The 14,869-nt window shown below is 35.8% G+C and carries 20 protein-coding genes; 18 read left to right on the forward strand and 2 right to left on the reverse strand.

The window, feature by feature from the left end; translation table 11 throughout:
• Positions 1–7 precede the first annotated feature (7 nt).
• The 4 genes from ACIQ1H_RS05320 (at position 8) to ACIQ1H_RS05335 (ending at position 2,375) form a co-directional block, all read left to right on the forward strand.
• Positions 8–364: a hypothetical protein gene (locus ACIQ1H_RS05320; protein WP_402887076.1), complete on the forward strand. Its 357-nt coding sequence runs from the start codon at positions 8–10 to the stop codon at positions 362–364.
• A gap of 94 nt (positions 365–458) precedes the next feature.
• A complete protein-coding gene (locus tag ACIQ1H_RS05325; RefSeq protein WP_402887077.1) occupies positions 459–875 on the forward strand; it encodes a phage holin family protein in 417 nt (138 codons plus the stop codon).
• A complete protein-coding gene (locus ACIQ1H_RS05330; protein WP_402887078.1) occupies positions 872–1,537 on the forward strand; it encodes a M15 family metallopeptidase in 666 nt (221 codons plus the stop codon). Before ACIQ1H_RS05325 ends, ACIQ1H_RS05330 begins: the two co-directional genes overlap by 4 nt.
• 211 nt (positions 1,538–1,748) lie before the next feature.
• Positions 1,749–2,375, forward strand: a complete 627-nt coding sequence (locus ACIQ1H_RS05335; protein ID WP_402887080.1) for a hypothetical protein — start codon at positions 1,749–1,751, stop codon at positions 2,373–2,375.
• Positions 2,376–2,392: 17 nt separating this feature from the next.
• Here the strand turns inward: ACIQ1H_RS05335 and ACIQ1H_RS05340 are convergent, their stop codons facing one another.
• Positions 2,393–2,713, reverse strand: coding sequence for a hypothetical protein (locus ACIQ1H_RS05340; RefSeq protein WP_402887081.1), 321 nt, complete (start codon positions 2,711–2,713; stop codon positions 2,393–2,395).
• Positions 2,714–2,821: 108 nt separating this feature from the next.
• On the opposite strand from ACIQ1H_RS05340, the gene ACIQ1H_RS05345 reads away from it, so the two are divergent.
• Positions 2,822–3,115, forward strand: coding sequence for a sigma factor-like helix-turn-helix DNA-binding protein (locus tag ACIQ1H_RS05345; protein WP_402887082.1), 294 nt, complete (start codon positions 2,822–2,824; stop codon positions 3,113–3,115).
• Positions 3,116–3,331: 216 nt separating this feature from the next.
• Here ACIQ1H_RS05345 and ACIQ1H_RS05350 read toward each other — a convergent pair whose 3' ends face one another.
• Positions 3,332–4,228, reverse strand: coding sequence for a helix-turn-helix transcriptional regulator (locus ACIQ1H_RS05350; protein ID WP_402887083.1), 897 nt, complete (start codon positions 4,226–4,228; stop codon positions 3,332–3,334).
• 384 nt (positions 4,229–4,612) lie between these two features.
• On the opposite strand from ACIQ1H_RS05350, the gene ACIQ1H_RS05355 reads away from it, so the two are divergent.
• From ACIQ1H_RS05355 to ACIQ1H_RS05415, 13 genes are all read left to right on the forward strand, one after another.
• A complete protein-coding gene (locus ACIQ1H_RS05355) occupies positions 4,613–5,404 on the forward strand; it encodes a Rha family transcriptional regulator (RefSeq protein WP_402887085.1) in 792 nt (263 codons plus the stop codon).
• A gap of 163 nt (positions 5,405–5,567) precedes the next feature.
• On the forward strand, positions 5,568–5,843 hold the full coding sequence (locus ACIQ1H_RS05360) for a hypothetical protein (RefSeq protein ID WP_402887087.1): 276 nt from the start codon (positions 5,568–5,570) through the stop codon (positions 5,841–5,843).
• 383 nt (positions 5,844–6,226) lie between these two features.
• A complete protein-coding gene (locus tag ACIQ1H_RS05365) occupies positions 6,227–6,658 on the forward strand; it encodes a BrxA/BrxB family bacilliredoxin (protein WP_172771689.1) in 432 nt (143 codons plus the stop codon).
• Positions 6,646–7,437 (forward strand): class I SAM-dependent methyltransferase, encoded by a 792-nt coding sequence (locus ACIQ1H_RS05370; RefSeq protein ID WP_402887089.1) that lies wholly within the window; start codon positions 6,646–6,648, stop codon positions 7,435–7,437. The genes ACIQ1H_RS05365 and ACIQ1H_RS05370 overlap by 13 nt, the downstream gene beginning before the upstream one ends.
• Before the next feature lie 249 nt (positions 7,438–7,686).
• The gene (locus tag ACIQ1H_RS05375) at positions 7,687–8,247 is read left to right on the forward strand and encodes a biotin transporter BioY (RefSeq protein WP_402887091.1); all 561 of its coding nucleotides are present in this window, start codon (positions 7,687–7,689) and stop codon (positions 8,245–8,247) included.
• Positions 8,248–8,272: 25 nt separating this feature from the next.
• Positions 8,273–9,751, forward strand: coding sequence for an AMP-binding protein (locus ACIQ1H_RS05380; RefSeq protein WP_402887093.1), 1,479 nt, complete (start codon positions 8,273–8,275; stop codon positions 9,749–9,751).
• Entirely contained in the window at positions 9,748–10,899 is a 1,152-nt protein-coding gene (locus tag ACIQ1H_RS05385; protein ID WP_402887094.1) for a thiolase family protein, read from the forward strand. Before ACIQ1H_RS05380 ends, ACIQ1H_RS05385 begins: the two co-directional genes overlap by 4 nt.
• Entirely contained in the window at positions 10,896–11,273 is a 378-nt protein-coding gene (locus ACIQ1H_RS05390; RefSeq protein ID WP_402887095.1) for an FAS1-like dehydratase domain-containing protein, read from the forward strand. Before ACIQ1H_RS05385 ends, ACIQ1H_RS05390 begins: the two co-directional genes overlap by 4 nt.
• Complete coding sequence (locus tag ACIQ1H_RS05395) at positions 11,270–11,614, forward strand: MaoC family dehydratase (RefSeq protein ID WP_402887096.1); 345 nt, start codon at positions 11,270–11,272, stop codon at positions 11,612–11,614. Before ACIQ1H_RS05390 ends, ACIQ1H_RS05395 begins: the two co-directional genes overlap by 4 nt.
• Positions 11,611–12,432, forward strand: coding sequence for an SDR family oxidoreductase (locus ACIQ1H_RS05400; RefSeq protein ID WP_402887097.1), 822 nt, complete (start codon positions 11,611–11,613; stop codon positions 12,430–12,432). The genes ACIQ1H_RS05395 and ACIQ1H_RS05400 overlap by 4 nt, the downstream gene beginning before the upstream one ends.
• On the forward strand, positions 12,433–13,242 hold the full coding sequence (locus ACIQ1H_RS05405; protein ID WP_402887098.1) for an ATP-binding cassette domain-containing protein: 810 nt from the start codon (positions 12,433–12,435) through the stop codon (positions 13,240–13,242).
• A complete protein-coding gene (locus ACIQ1H_RS05410) occupies positions 13,218–14,072 on the forward strand; it encodes an ATP-binding cassette domain-containing protein (protein ID WP_402887100.1) in 855 nt (284 codons plus the stop codon). Before ACIQ1H_RS05405 ends, ACIQ1H_RS05410 begins: the two co-directional genes overlap by 25 nt.
• A complete protein-coding gene (locus tag ACIQ1H_RS05415; protein ID WP_402887101.1) occupies positions 14,065–14,868 on the forward strand; it encodes an energy-coupling factor transporter transmembrane component T family protein in 804 nt (267 codons plus the stop codon). Before ACIQ1H_RS05410 ends, ACIQ1H_RS05415 begins: the two co-directional genes overlap by 8 nt.
• Position 14,869 lies beyond the last annotated feature (1 nt).

The following is a 14,869-nucleotide window of genomic DNA, read 5'->3' on the forward strand; positions in this document are numbered from 1 at the left end:
ATGTAGTATGGAACAAAACTATTTTCTAATTTCAAATGAAGGAACGGCGTTTGCATTAGAGGGGAAAATAGACTTAGTACAGATTCAAAAGATTTTAAATACACCACAAAATGTAGCTGTACGATTAGGAAGTAAAGTCGTGAATAAGTTTATGATCCATGTCGTTGCGAAAAAAGAATGTTCCGATATGGAGGAATATAATTTAGGCATCACAGTCGGACAAAATAAGCTTCGTACGAATGCGGCTGATGTAGAAAAGGTATTAGATGCATTAGAAGCTGATATTAATAAAATGGAGTATGTCATGATAAATGACGCAATGTTAATTTTTAAACATGCGTTTCAGGTGGCTGAAGCGGAATAAATAAACAAGGATGCAAGCATAAGCTTAGCGTTATTTTTTTGCCTTCCACATCATGTTTGTGGAGAGCTTTTAATATGAAAAAGGAAGGTGTCCAATGAAAACAGACACATTATATACATCACTTGTAGGCGGCTCCATGGCTGGAGTCGCTTATTTTGTTGGTGGCATTGACCATTTAATCAAAGCACTCACTATCTTTATGGCGATTGACTATATTTTAGGCATCATGGTTGCCTATGTTGTGAAAAACGTTGATAGCAGAAAAGCCTTGAAAGGGCTATTTAAAAAAGTGGCCATGATTTTGATGGTCATTGCTGCAGTGCAACTGGACTTAGCAACAGAGAGCGGAAACTTTATGCGCAATGCCATGATTCTTTTTCTGATTGGTATGGAAGGAATCAGTATGATTGAGAATCTTGGTAAGTTAGGGTTGAAAGTGCCCAAGTTTTTAACAAATGCTTTTAAGCAACTTCAAATCGACAATGATGATAAAAAGGATGATAAACAATGAGCGTCACAACCACATGCCGAGATTTAGGTGAACTATTACCAGTGGCACAAACGGCCTGCAGATTGCTCTTTCAACAGTGCTATAAAGCTGGTATTGATAATATCTTTGTTACGGAAACATACCGATCACAAGCACGCCAAAATTATCTATATGCACAAGGCAGAACAAGACCAGGGAAAGTTGTGACGTGGACGCTGAAGAGTAATCATACTTCACGTTTAGCGTGGGATATTGCCGTGGCACCCCCGAAACCCTTATATGATGTAGATACATTAACAAAAGTCGGGGCAATAGCTCGTAAGTTAGGTATTACATGGGGTGGTGATTGGACACGCAGCATTGACCGACCTCATTTTGAAGTGAAGCGCAATTGGAAGATGCCTAGAGGGTACAAATTAGAAGGACAAGTAATTGTGCCAAGCAACAGCAAAATGAAAGTCCAATTAATTGTTGAAGATAAGAAGGAGGAGATTACTGTGGCTAATACAACATGGAATCCGGGTTCACCAGCTATGAAAACAGAGACGGAAAACTTTATTGCACAAGCGGTTAAGGAGGGTATTATCAAAGCTTCACATTTGAAAGACTTACAAAATGGTGTGATGACTACGGATCGCTTGATTGGGTTATATATTACGATTCAGCAACGACGTAGCAAATAGAGAAAGAAATAATAAAATAAAGGGTGTAATATTTAAACAAATTTATGGACAAGCCAATAGGAAGTAGCTTGTCTCTTTATATATGAAAGAAAAAATAGAGATTTCTAAGAGAAATGATTTAATAAATTATATATTTATAAAAGAGTTTCGGATTCCAAGAACATCTTATGATTAGTTGTAACTCAACGACTAATCATAGGGGGAATAAATAATGGCAATAAATAACGGTAATACAGATTTTGGTTTAAGAGTATCAAAAACAGGAATCAAAAGTTTAAGAATATCTTGGAGTAAAAGAGGAGGGATAGGTTACAACGGATCAATTCAAGTACAGCGGCCTGGAGATGGAAAAATCATTTTCACAAAAAATTATAATCAATCAACCTCAAGAGACTCATTTACAGTTGAAACTCCTTATTTCGGAGAGTACAAAGTTCATATAAAGGCAAATAATGGTTATACGTATGATATAGCTTATATTAAAGTGCATTTATCAAGAACAGCATCTACAACATATACCTATACAGCACGTGATGTATTAAATTGGAAGATAGGTGCTTCAATTAACATTGCAGTTTTTTTGGCATTAGGTTACGTAAGTTTTGTAGCTGTAAGTGCTACAGCTACGATACTTTCAGTAGGTTCTTCGCTTGGGGGTATATGGGTACATGATACTAAGTATGAGCCGTTTCCAATTCCGAAGGCAGGAGATAAGATTACTACTAAACTTGAACCAGTAGCTGATGGAGTGAAGACAACATGGTCTTACAGAGCAAAAAACGGAGCAGTATATCCTGACAAAGTACTAATAGCAAAATATTTGTCATATCCTCGATAAAGACCAAAAGCACATGTTTATTCATGTGCTTTTGGTCTTTTTAAATATTTATAAAGCTGATAAAAAAACATTATATAGCCTAAAAGCAAAAATAATATCATAACTAAACTTAAAACACTTTCTTCAGTAAATAAAATATCCTTAATGTTGATCACAAGACTATTTATAAACAAAAGTAGAAGGAAATTTACAATTACTTCAATAAGTTGTTTTTTTTCTTTGAAAATGAGAGGTAGTATCCATTTTAGTGAAAGAATAATTCCTAGAACTAAAAAATAGATAGACATATATGTGTCGAATTCTACAAATATTTTAGTAATACCTGTATTAATTTCCATTTCATCACCTCCTGTTTTAAGTGTTTTATGACTCAATTCATGAAGGGCTACCTTTAATTATTATAAAAGGGTGTGTGAATTTAGTACAGTCAAAAAAGGGGAATAGCAATGAAGAAAAAACGGGAACTTGATAAACTAGTTGAACGATATTTGAAACTGTTTCCTTATATAAATAAAGAGAAGCGAGGACCTTTAACTAATGATCGACTGATTGCGATATGTATTAATGAGATACTAAGCATCATGCCTGAAAAAGAAGTGAATTTTATTAAATATAGATATTTTAAAGAATGGACTATCGAAAAGATTGCTAGAGAGATGAGTTATAGTACACAAATGATATACGTTATTCGTAAAAAAGCATTGAATAAAATTTATCATGGTATTAGTCACTTATTATAAAGATTGGAAAGATTCTTGTATTATTGAAAAGACAATTATCATTTTAGCTATGTCTTACATGACATTCAAAGAGGATATAGTACTTAGGTATGTTAAACAAACATTTAAAACACAAGTTGTAAAGTTTATTGTTAGTTAAAATAAAAAAACCAGGCACGGTTATAGTACCTGGTTATTCTATTAGTTAGAGATATTTAGAAAGTGATATGGAAATTTTTATATCTTTGACGTATTTTGTTTTTCATTTTCTTGAATAATACTATCTACTTTCTTTCTGAACTCATCCCATTGTTTAAGTGCAAGTTCTTTAAAGCTAAAACCTAAACTTTCGTATAAATCAACCTTTGGGTTAAAAATAACATATTCAAGTTTACCTATTATTTTTAGCTCACTTCTTTTTACAATTGTCATGTCATTTGACGAAGAAAGATTAGGCATTAAGAAGTGAAAATCTTTAAGGTTATTTTCTGAGATATTTTGCAGAAGATCTTTTTGCGTTGCATCTTCTTTTAATCCTTTAATTATCCCCCAAACTATTTTTTGATTTAAAAAATTTCTTAAATAATATTTCTCTTCACTCTTTAAATAAATTAAATAAATATTAGTTACATTTGGTTCTTCATTTGCATTAATACCTTGACAATATAACAAATCGTCCTCTTTTAAACGTCCAGGTGAATATTCAAGATCAGTATTTTCAAAGAAAAAGTACTCATTTTCTTGATAATCAATCTGACTATTGTATAAGTCAGCCTGGAATAAAGGATTATATCCGATACCAGAAATGTCAGGGATAATATAGGGAAACTCATCAAGGAGATTATTTTTCTCAATAGCTTCTTTATTGTCCTTTTCATTTTCAAAATAAGAATTATCTAAACTAACACAATATAGAAAATCATCAGCATTATCATACTTACCATCCAAAGTATCTAAATGTATGTTATATAAATCGCATATACGCTTTAAAATATTTAATGATGGATTTGTCTTATTTTTTTCGTAGTTATTGTACATTTGAGGTGAGACATCCATTTTTTCAGCAGTATACTTTTGCGTCCAACCTTTGTTCTCTCTTAGAACTTTCATTTTTTCCCCAAAAGTTTTCAACATATTCACTTCCTAAAATTAATAGTTTATACATCAATGATATCAAATCATAATTAATAAAACAAACTGTGAAAAATAAAATAAGTTATGATTTGTAATTGAAATCAAATTTAATTTTATTTATAATTAAATAAAATTTGATAAAATAATTAAATTGATATCTATACAAGATGTAGAATATTTCTCTTGGGCCGGTGGGCTTTAGGAATTTCAACTGATGATAAAATATTTTGACAAGATTCTTTGGGGCTTAAAGGGGGTGATAAATATAATACAGACGTTTCTTATTATAGGAACACATGTTATTAAATTGTTAAAACTGAAGTGAATATTACAAAAATCTGTATTGAAAGGATTATCAATGCCTAAAAACAGGAGGAATACTATATGAATCAATTAAAAGTAGTTTCATTTAATGGTCAGTTAGTAACGGATAGTCGAGATGTGGCGAAAATGGTAGGGATAAGACATTCTGATTTGTTAGAAAAAATCGGGGGAAGCAAAAAGGTTACAGGATACATTACACATTTAACAAACGGAAAATTCCGTTCGTCTGATTTCTTTATCCAACATAGCTATTCGGATGATAAAGGAGAAATGCGTCCTTGTTATTTGCTTACTCGAAAAGGTTGTGAAATGGTAGCCAATAAAATGACCGGAGAAAAGGGTGTTTTATTTACTGCAACGTATGTAACTAGGTTTGAAGAAATGGAACAAATAATAAGCCAAGCTTCATTATCAAGAAACTTTGTGGATTTTGAAAAACAGCTCATTGGAGTGAAGTATACTTCAGAAATATTACGAGTGGACTGGCCGTCTAAAATTCGAATGTTAGAGGAAGTTCACAAACAGCATGGTGTCCCAACAAACCATTTGCCTAAATATTCAGAAGAAGAACGAAAGGTTGCGCTGACACATTTACTTAAGGAACATGGTGTAAAAATTAGTGCTGCTAAAGCGAATACTCGGTTAATTGAATTGGGATTACTCGAAATTAAGGAGCGACCTTCGTCTAATGGTAGTGTTAAAGAGTTTAAGTCTTTAACAGACCAAGGACTCTATTATGGTTCGAATGTTATCAGTCCGCATAATCCAAAGGAAACGCAACCGTTGTATTACCCATCTAAATTTGGTGAGCTACTATCGTTGTTGCAAGGAAAAACAAAAGAGGTTTCTTGAATGTTTGTAAAAAATAAAAAAAATCACAATCTAAGCTGCAACTTAGACTGTGAAGTATTATTCGAGTGACATCCACCCTCAAAAACTAATACTATTATAACCGAAATCGGTTTTAATTAGAAGTGGATGTTACTCCCAGGAGGGAGAACTGTGCGAATACCAAGTGAAAGCTATTTTACAAGCTATGATCCATTATTCAGAGTTTTATAATCTTACACCACCACTATCAAATGAATTTAATGACTGGTGCAAAAGTGTGGTGAATGAAATGGGTGATAGAGAAATACATCTACTTTATTTGGCTGTGAATGCTGCATTAAATAAAGGTCATGGTTGTCAAAAGTTAATGTCTATAATGTTTAATGAACTTCAAAGACGTAAATCGGAAATAGAATTTTACGTAACTTATGCAAACGCATTATTACAAATCAACACCTAAATTGTAAATGTGAATAATATAAAGGGTGAACCATTTTAGTCATAAAAATAGGGGATCACCCTTTTTGCTATGCTTACTAATTGTTAATTAAGCGGAAAATTTACTCTAATACATAAAAAGAGACAGACAACCGATATTTGTTATCTATAAGTCCAATTTTCATTTATCGACTTTTATATTTAATTTTGAATAAATATAAATTAATAAGTATGAATATTACGTGGTACAGTCATTTTTTTACCACCCAAAAAAGCAACCAAAGCAACAAAAAAGCAACCAAAAATCTGAATGTAGGTGAATATCGGTGAAATCGAAACATTATACAAGTGTGAAAAACCTTGCTATAATGGGCTTTGTGATTACATATGAAAGAGGGTAAAAGCATGAACGCTTACGACGAATATATGAAACAGGTAGTGAAGCCGATGCGTGAAGAATTGGTGGAGGCTGGATTTAGTGAGTTGACAACGGCTGATGCAGTGAATGAATTTATGGCGGAGGCAAAAGGGACTTCTTTGGTTGTCATTAATTCGGTATGTGGATGTGCAGCTGGGTTAGCGCGTCCAGCAGCACGTGAAGCGGTAGGTACGGTAAAACCGGATAATCTTGTAACAGTATTTGCAGGGCAAGATCCTGAAGCTACTGCTGCTATGCGAGGTTTCTTTGAGGATGTGCCACCAAGCTCACCGTCAATGGCTATTTTAAAAGATGGGGAATTGGCTTACTTTATTCCACGTGAACAAATTGAAGGTTTCCCAGTGGAGCAAATTACAGCGCATTTAACAGGCGTTTTAGAGCAAACATGCGAGAAATAAAAACAATTGTGACTACAGCGGGCAGACCAGACGACATGTCGATGGTGCTCGCTGGTTTTGTGTGTGATACGTTACATGTTCCATTTGTGGCTCGTAATAAGCGTTCAATTCGTAAAATTTCAGAGCAAATGCAGGCAAACGTCATTGTTGCAGGAAAAAATCGCTATGAATATTATGCATTTGGAGCGGACGAGCCTTTTTTCTTTCATCCAAATTCCGCAGCATTTCGTTTAAAGCGGGTGGCACGTGGAGAAATTGAACCGTTTTTAGAGGCAGCTCAGCTAGAAAAAAATGATACTATATTAGATTGTACATTAGGTTTAGGTGCAGATGCGATGCTAGCTGCTTTTGTTGTCGGGGAATCTGGGCGAGTGGTTGGGTTAGAGGCAGATCCTAATGTGGCATTTATTGTGGCACATGGTATGAACACGTATGATACATCGGAGCTTCCTTTAACCGCATGTATGCGACAAATTGAAGTTGTGCAGGCAGAAGCGATTGCATATTTAAAATTACAGCCAGACGATGCATTTGATGTCGTTTATATGGATCCGATGTTCGAAGAAATAATAGAAGAATCGAATAATTTTCAAGCACTTCGCACGGCTGGAGCACATATAACATTGACCGATGAATGGGTAGCAGAAGCGAAACGAGTAGCAAAAAAGCGTGTCGTTTTAAAGGCTCACTTTCGATCGGCATGGTTTGAAAAATATCATTTTTCAAGATTGACACGTGTAACGTCAAAATTCCATTATGGCGTTATTTTGAAGCCATAAAATCGGCATACCGATTTACAATTAAATAAGAATGACGATTAGAACAGACTAAATTAAATGTCTGTTCTTTTTTCTTGTCGAAAACCATGTCTTGAAAAAAGAAAACAACTACTTAAATATATTAATTTATAATTTGAGTTAACTTTTAAAGTAAAATAAGTTTACACAAATGGATTTTAGCGCTATTATAATTCACATACAAAGAAACCGGTTTATTTGCGTAAATATTTTTAAAGAGAGGTTTTTTATATGACAACTAAAGAAATGGTATATGCGGCACTTTTTGCGGCATTAATAGCGGCTCTAGGATTGATTCCTCCAATTTCAGTAGGTTTTATTCCTGTACCGATAACAGCACAAACATTAGGTGTAATGTTAGCAGGGGGATTTTTAGGAAAGAAAACTGGGGCAATTAGTCTCGTACTGTTTATTGTTTTAGTTGCTTTAGGTTTACCTTTATTATCTGGAGGACGAGGTGGCTTTTCGGTATTAGTTGGTCCATCAGCAGGCTATATTTTTAGCTGGCCGATTGCCGCTTTTCTCATTGGGTTTGCAACTGAGAAATTATGGTCTTCTATTAAAATATGGAAATTACTTATTATTAATTTTGTATTTGGTGTATTACTAGTTAGTTTAATAGGTGCACCTGTTATGGCATTAATTACACAAACATCTATTTGGGCTGGTTTAGTGGGAGCATTAGTGTATTTACCTGGAGATTGTATAAAGGCAATTATTGCAGCAATTATTGTTTTGCAATTAAGGGCAGTTAGTCCAATTGAACAAAAGCTAAATAGCGAAGTAGAATAAGATATTTTTAAAGGTGTGTGAAGAAATGAACATCATCGAACCCATTATCGAACATGCAGTTCATCAGCCAAAGGGAATTGCCCTAATTCATGAGGAACGGTCTTATACATACGAACAATTAGTAAGTGCAATGAAAAAAATTGCAAAAGGCATTCAATGTAAAGGACTTGAACATGAAAAAATTGCGATATTATCAAGCAATCGGATTGAATTTGTGGAAGTTTTTTTAGGAATTATGTACGCAGGTTGTGTGCCGATTTTACTTGATCCAAAGTGGAGTTTATATGAAATCGAGTTGGTATTAAAACAAGCACAGCCGAGGATGATTTTTCTTGAGTTTAAGCTTGAGGACAATATGCATCGTTTCACGCATATCGACACGTATGTATTTTCGGGCAAGCAAGTAGCTTCTTACGAAGAATGGTTTTCTACTTTAACAGAAGAAGCTTCTGTTAATCAGGCAAAAGACCCGTTATTTATAGGCTTTACCTCTGGTACAACTGGCATGCCAAAAGGGTACGAACGAACACACAATTCTTGGCTGAAAAGCTTTATGGCAACAAAACAAGCATTTCAGTTAAATCCTTTAAAAAATTTTTTAGCACCTGGACCATTTGTGCAGTCATTGTCATTATTTGCGCTAATGCAAAGTTTATATTTTGGTGGGACGTTTCATATTATGTCCACTTTTGAGGAAGAAAAGGTAGTCAAGTATTGCCGAGAGGTGCCAAATATGATTTTATTTCTTGTGCCAACAATGATTGAAAAGTTATTGAGATTTGATGGCTTGGAAGATATGCCTGCACAGGCTATCATTTCTTCTGGAGCTAAATGGTCTGTACAATCGAAAGCACAAGCAAAAAAGGTGTTTGGCTCAGCGAAATTATTTGAATTCTACGGTTCTTCTGAAGCCAGTTATATTAGTTATTTGGCTGTCCATCAAACGATGGAAGAACATGTTGTCGGGATTCCTTTTCATGGTGTAGAGATTTCCATCCGAGATAACGACCAACGTGAAGTGCCTACTGGCGAAATTGGATTACTCTATATTCGTAGTGATATGATGTTCACTCGTTATTTTCAATTACCTGAAGAAACAAATGCAGTTTTTTATGAAGGTTGGTTAAAAACAGGAGACTATATGATGCAAGATGAAGCGGGTGCATTACATTTAATTGGTCGAGCTAAAAATATGTTGATTACAGGTGGCTTAAATGTGTATCCAGAAGAAGTGGAAACTGTGCTAAAACGGCATAGTGCCATAGATGACATGATAATAATTGGTGTGCCAGATGATTATTGGGGAGAGCGGCTAATTGCCTGTATAAAATGGCGAGTTAACCAAACGATTTCACTAGAGGAACTTCAACAATTTGGTGCGCAGTTTTTAGCTAGTTTTAAGTTGCCGAAACAATTAGTAACGGTACAAAAATTCATTTATACAAGCAGCGGAAAAATAGCTCGTAAGGCAATGAAAGATTGGGTAATGGAGGTAATGTTATGAGAGAAGCAGTGATTGTGATGGCAAAACGAACACCGATTGGCAAGTTGGGTGGTCAGCTAGCTACACTTGAACCAGAGCATTTAGTAGCCCCATTAATAAAAGAAATTATAAAAGAAACAGCATTGCCAAGCGATTGTATTGATGATGTGATTTTAGGTAATGCAGTCGGACCAGGAGGGAATTTAGCCAGGCTTGCTGCTTTAGAAGCAGATTTACCATTATCGATTCCAGGTGTTACCATTGACCGTCAATGTGGCTCAGGATTAGAAGCTATAAATATGGCTGCGAGATTCGTTCAAAGTGGAGCAGGAGACGTTTATTTAGCTGGTGGTGTAGAAAGTACGAGTCGTGCGCCTTGGAAAATGAAAAAGCCGAACACATTAATGGCAATGCCCCAATTCTATTCACGCGCTCCATTTACCCCACAGCGGTATGGCGATCCTGATATGGGGATTGCAGCTGAAAATGTAGCAAAGAAATATTCCATATCACGACAAGCTCAAGACCATTATGCATACAAAAGCCATCAAAAGGCGATTCAAGCAATGAAATCAAATCGTTTCGCCGATGAAATAGTGCCTTTACAAGTAAAGGAGGAATGGATAACTTTAGATGAATGTCCAAGAGAAAATACAAGTTTAGAGAAGCTTCAATCTTTACGCCCTGTTTTTTTAGAAAATGGTACTGTTACAGCTGGAAATGCTTGTCCGTTAAACGATGGCGCAGCGCTAGTATTAGTTATGTCATTAGAAAAATGCCTCGAATTCCAATTACAGCCGATACTACGCTTTGTCGATTCCCAGGCTGCAGGTGTCGATCCAAATTATTTAGGGATAGGTCCAATACCAGCTGTACAAAAACTTTTGACAAGGCAACAACTTAACGTACAGGATATTGATATTGTTGAATTTAATGAAGCATTTGCCTCACAGGTGTTAGCTTCAATTCAAGCATTACAAATTCCAGAGGACAAGGTTAATCGAGCTGGTGGTGCAATTGCCATCGGTCATCCATACGGCGCATCAGGAGCTATTTTAATCACACGATTATTCTATGAAATGAAATATCAACCGTTTAAAAGAGCACTTGCAACATTAGGAATTGGTGGGGGCATGGGGCTTGCAACGCTTGTGGAGGCAATAAAATGAAAGCAACTAAGAAAATAACCGTAACGGCTGACTGGATACAACGCTATGCCAAAAGTATAGATGCCCCGTTGCAATATCTACATGGTAAGCTCATCGCTCCTGCTACAATGCCAATCGTATTCTGGCAACAATTCAATCATGCGCATTTTCAGGACACAGTGCCAGTTCTCCATGGCTCGCAGCAATTTATTTATCAATTACCAATTCAAGAAGGCATGGTACTAGACTGTGAATTAGCGTTAAGTCAAACAGAACATAAACAAGGAAAACAAGGACCAATGACTTTTAATACTTATACGTTAAATTGCTTTGAACAAGGAACAGAAATAGTGCAATTAAATACAGTTTTGATTCATGTTGGTGCTGCCATATGAAAAAAACAGTTACTGCCAAACAGGTCCACTACTATGCACAAGTATCGAAGGATGATGCAGCCATTCATGTTAATGCTGAGGCGGCGAAGCAAGCGGGCTTCGAACGCCCGATTGTTCATGGAATGTATTTAATGGGACTTGCTCAATCATTGTATATTAAAGAACATCCGTTGAAATGGATCGTTCGCTATAATATGCGCTTCCAGAAACCACTACTTATAGACGAAGAAGTAACATTTCTGTTTATAGAAAACCACACTAGAATAGAAGTATCGATATCGAATCGCAACAACGACCTAATCGCTTTAGGAAATTTTGAAGTAGAGGAGTTGGGATCATGAGTAGGGTCGTACTTATTACAGGGGCGACAAGGGGAATTGGCCGCAGTACGGCTATTTATCTTGCGAATAGTCTATACAGTGTCGTTGTAAATGGCACGAACCAGCAATTAATTGATGAGGTCGTCGAACAAATTTCTGCCAATGGAAATAGGGCAATAGGGTATTGTGCGGATATTGCAGATGGTGAAGCGGTGTCTAGGATGATTGACTTTGTCATGGAACAGTTTGGGCAAATAGATGTATTGATTCATAATGCAGGAAATCTCCGAGATGAAAAATGTATGCGAATGACAACTGCGCAATGGCAAGATGTTATCGATGTGCATTTACACGGAGCCTTTTATTGTATTTCGTGTGTACTACCTCATTTACTTGATCGAGGCGGTGATATTTTATTGATGACGTCAACAGCTGGACTATTGGGCTCCAAAGGTCAACTCAATTATAGTGCGGCGAAAGCAGGCATTCTTGGGATGACATGGACATTGGCGGAAGAGTTGAAGCCATTTAATATTCGCGTAAACGCCATTTCCCCAGCTGCATTAACGGATATGACGAAACCTGTGATTGATTTTATAACCAAAAAATATGCACAGCGTAATGAACCGTTTCCTGATTATTGGAAGGTTGGAAAACCAGAGGATGTTGCACTTTTTATCGGAACATTACTAGCTCAACAAGATGCAGATCTTACAGGAGAAATATTTGGCGTAAATGGTGCAACAGTCACGAAATGGACGAGACCACAGCGAAGCTTTTCAGCTAGTAGTCCAGCGCTTTTTTTTGATATGTACGATAAGCAAAAGGGAAGTGTTTAAATGCTAGTATTTGAGCATGTTGATTTTTATCATAAAAAGAATATGCCGATATTAAAAAATATTCATTTTACAATTCAAGCAGGTGAATATGTTTCAATTGTCGGTAAAAATGGTTGTGGCAAATCAACACTTGCAAAATTAATGAATGGCTTAGTGCTTCCGAAAAAAGGGGTTGTACGATTTCATCATTTAGAGACAAGGAATGCTGCACAGTTAAAAGAAATTCGACAGCGCATAGGTTTTATTTTTCAAAATCCTGAAGATCAATTTATTACAACAAGTGTTCGAGACGAAATTATATTCGGGCTTGAAAATATTCGTTTACCAAAGGAAGAAATGGATCAGCGTGTTCAATGGGCAAGCAAAGCAGTTGATATGGAAACATATTTAGATAGCATGCCACATGAATTATCGGGTGGACAAAAGCAACGGGTTGCGATTGCGGCAATTTTAGCAATGCGTCCACAGTGCATTATTTTCGATGAGGCAACGTCGATGCTTGATCCATTAGGAAGGGAACAAGTATTAGCCCTTATGCATGCACTGCATCAAGCAGGCTTGACGATTATCCATATCACGCACCATATGGATGAAGTTATGCAATCAAATCGTGTACTTTTACTTGATAACGGTCAAATCTGCTTTGATGGGCATCCAATAGCACTATTTGAAACAATCAATGTTAGAGATTATTCCTTACAGGAACCGATAGCGGTCAAAATTCATCAATTAGCAAATGAAGCTTGGTCATTAACAGCAGACTGGGAAGGGGCGATTCGTTTACGATGGGATACGAGCTCAAAAACGTAACTGTTACATATGAACATCGAACAGCCTTGAAAAATATTTCGTGTTCCATAGCAGATGGAAAATGGATTGCGGTCATTGGGAAAACAGGCGCAGGTAAGTCCACCTTTGTTCAATTGTTAAAAGGATTAGTAGACTTTAAAGGTGAGTATAGGCTACATAATAAGCTTATTACGCTAAGCGGAAAAGGCCAACCAAAAGATTTGCAAGAAATTGGCTATGTCTTTCAATATCCAGAGCATCAGTTTTTTGAAACGTCAGTATATAAAGAGCTAGCGTTTGGATTAAAACAAAGGGGACAATCTGAAAAAGAAATACGAGCAAGTATTTCAGCGATGCTTGCTACAATAGGCTTAGATGAAACCATTTTAACACTTGCCCCTTTTCAACTTAGTGGAGGGCAAAAGCGGCGTGTAGCAATTGCATCAATATTATTAATGCAGCCAAAGTTACTGATTTTGGATGAACCTACTGCAGGACTTGATCCAATTAGCAAGTCATCAATACTAGACCTTTTGAAGAAATGGCAATTAGAAACGAATCATACCGTTCTGTTTGTTACCCATCAAATGCAAGATGTTGCGGAGTACGCTGATGAAGTCATTGTTCTTCACGAAGGAGAAATAAAAGCACATTTAACTACCAACCAATTGTTTTTACAGCAGGCTCATATAGTAACAAATGCAGGCTTAAAAATGCCAGAACAAATCCAACTATTACAAGTAGTGGAACAATTACTTGGGAAGAAAATAGCCGTAGCAAACTGTAAGGAGCATACTATCTTCAACGCAGTTAAGCCGTATTTACAGTTTAGAGGGAAGATAAATGCGTAGTTCTATTATTATTGGACAGTACGTCGACAAGCATTCCATTTTTCATCAATTAGACCCTCGAATCAAGATCATCAGTATTTTTATGTTGATGCTAAGCTTCTTACTATTAGATACAGCAACAAGCTATGTAATCACTACTTTTTTTGTATTTACACTAATAATTGTTTCTAAAGTCCCTTTTGGTGTAATTTTAAAAGGTTTGAAGCCGTTACTTTTCATCTTATCCTTTACACTTATTTATCATCTGCTTTTTACTAAAGGACAGGTAATATGGTCAATCGGATTCATCACCATTTCGTTTGAAGGTATGGTAGCAGGCATACGGTTTGTTTGGCGTATTTTGCTTCTTGTATTATTGGCTTCTTTGTTAACCCTTACAACAAAGCCACTAATTTTAGCTAAAGGTTTAGAAAAATTGTTAAAACCGTTATCGAAGCTTCGTGTACCAATTGAACAATTTTCATTAATGATTGTTATTGCCATTCGATTTATTCCAACTGTGTTAGAGGAGTTGAACCGAATTGTGCTAGCGCAAAAATCAAGAGGGTTTGATATTAAATCTTTACCTTTTATGAAACGTATTTTGGCGTATGTTCCGATTGTTATACCGTTGCTATTTACAACCATACAAAGGGCAGATCAATTAAGTGATGCCATTGATGCTAGAGGATATGGCGATGGTAAAAATCGGACGAGCTATATTGAACTACATTTTGAGAAAAAAGATTTCATAGCAATGCTCGTAACAATTTTATTTGTCCTTGTGTTATTTTTTATAAAATGGAGTGGTATGTAAA

The sequence above is a fragment of the Lysinibacillus sp. NPDC097279 genome, from assembly GCF_044761745.1.
Taxonomy (GTDB): domain Bacteria; phylum Bacillota; class Bacilli; order Bacillales_A; family Planococcaceae; genus Lysinibacillus.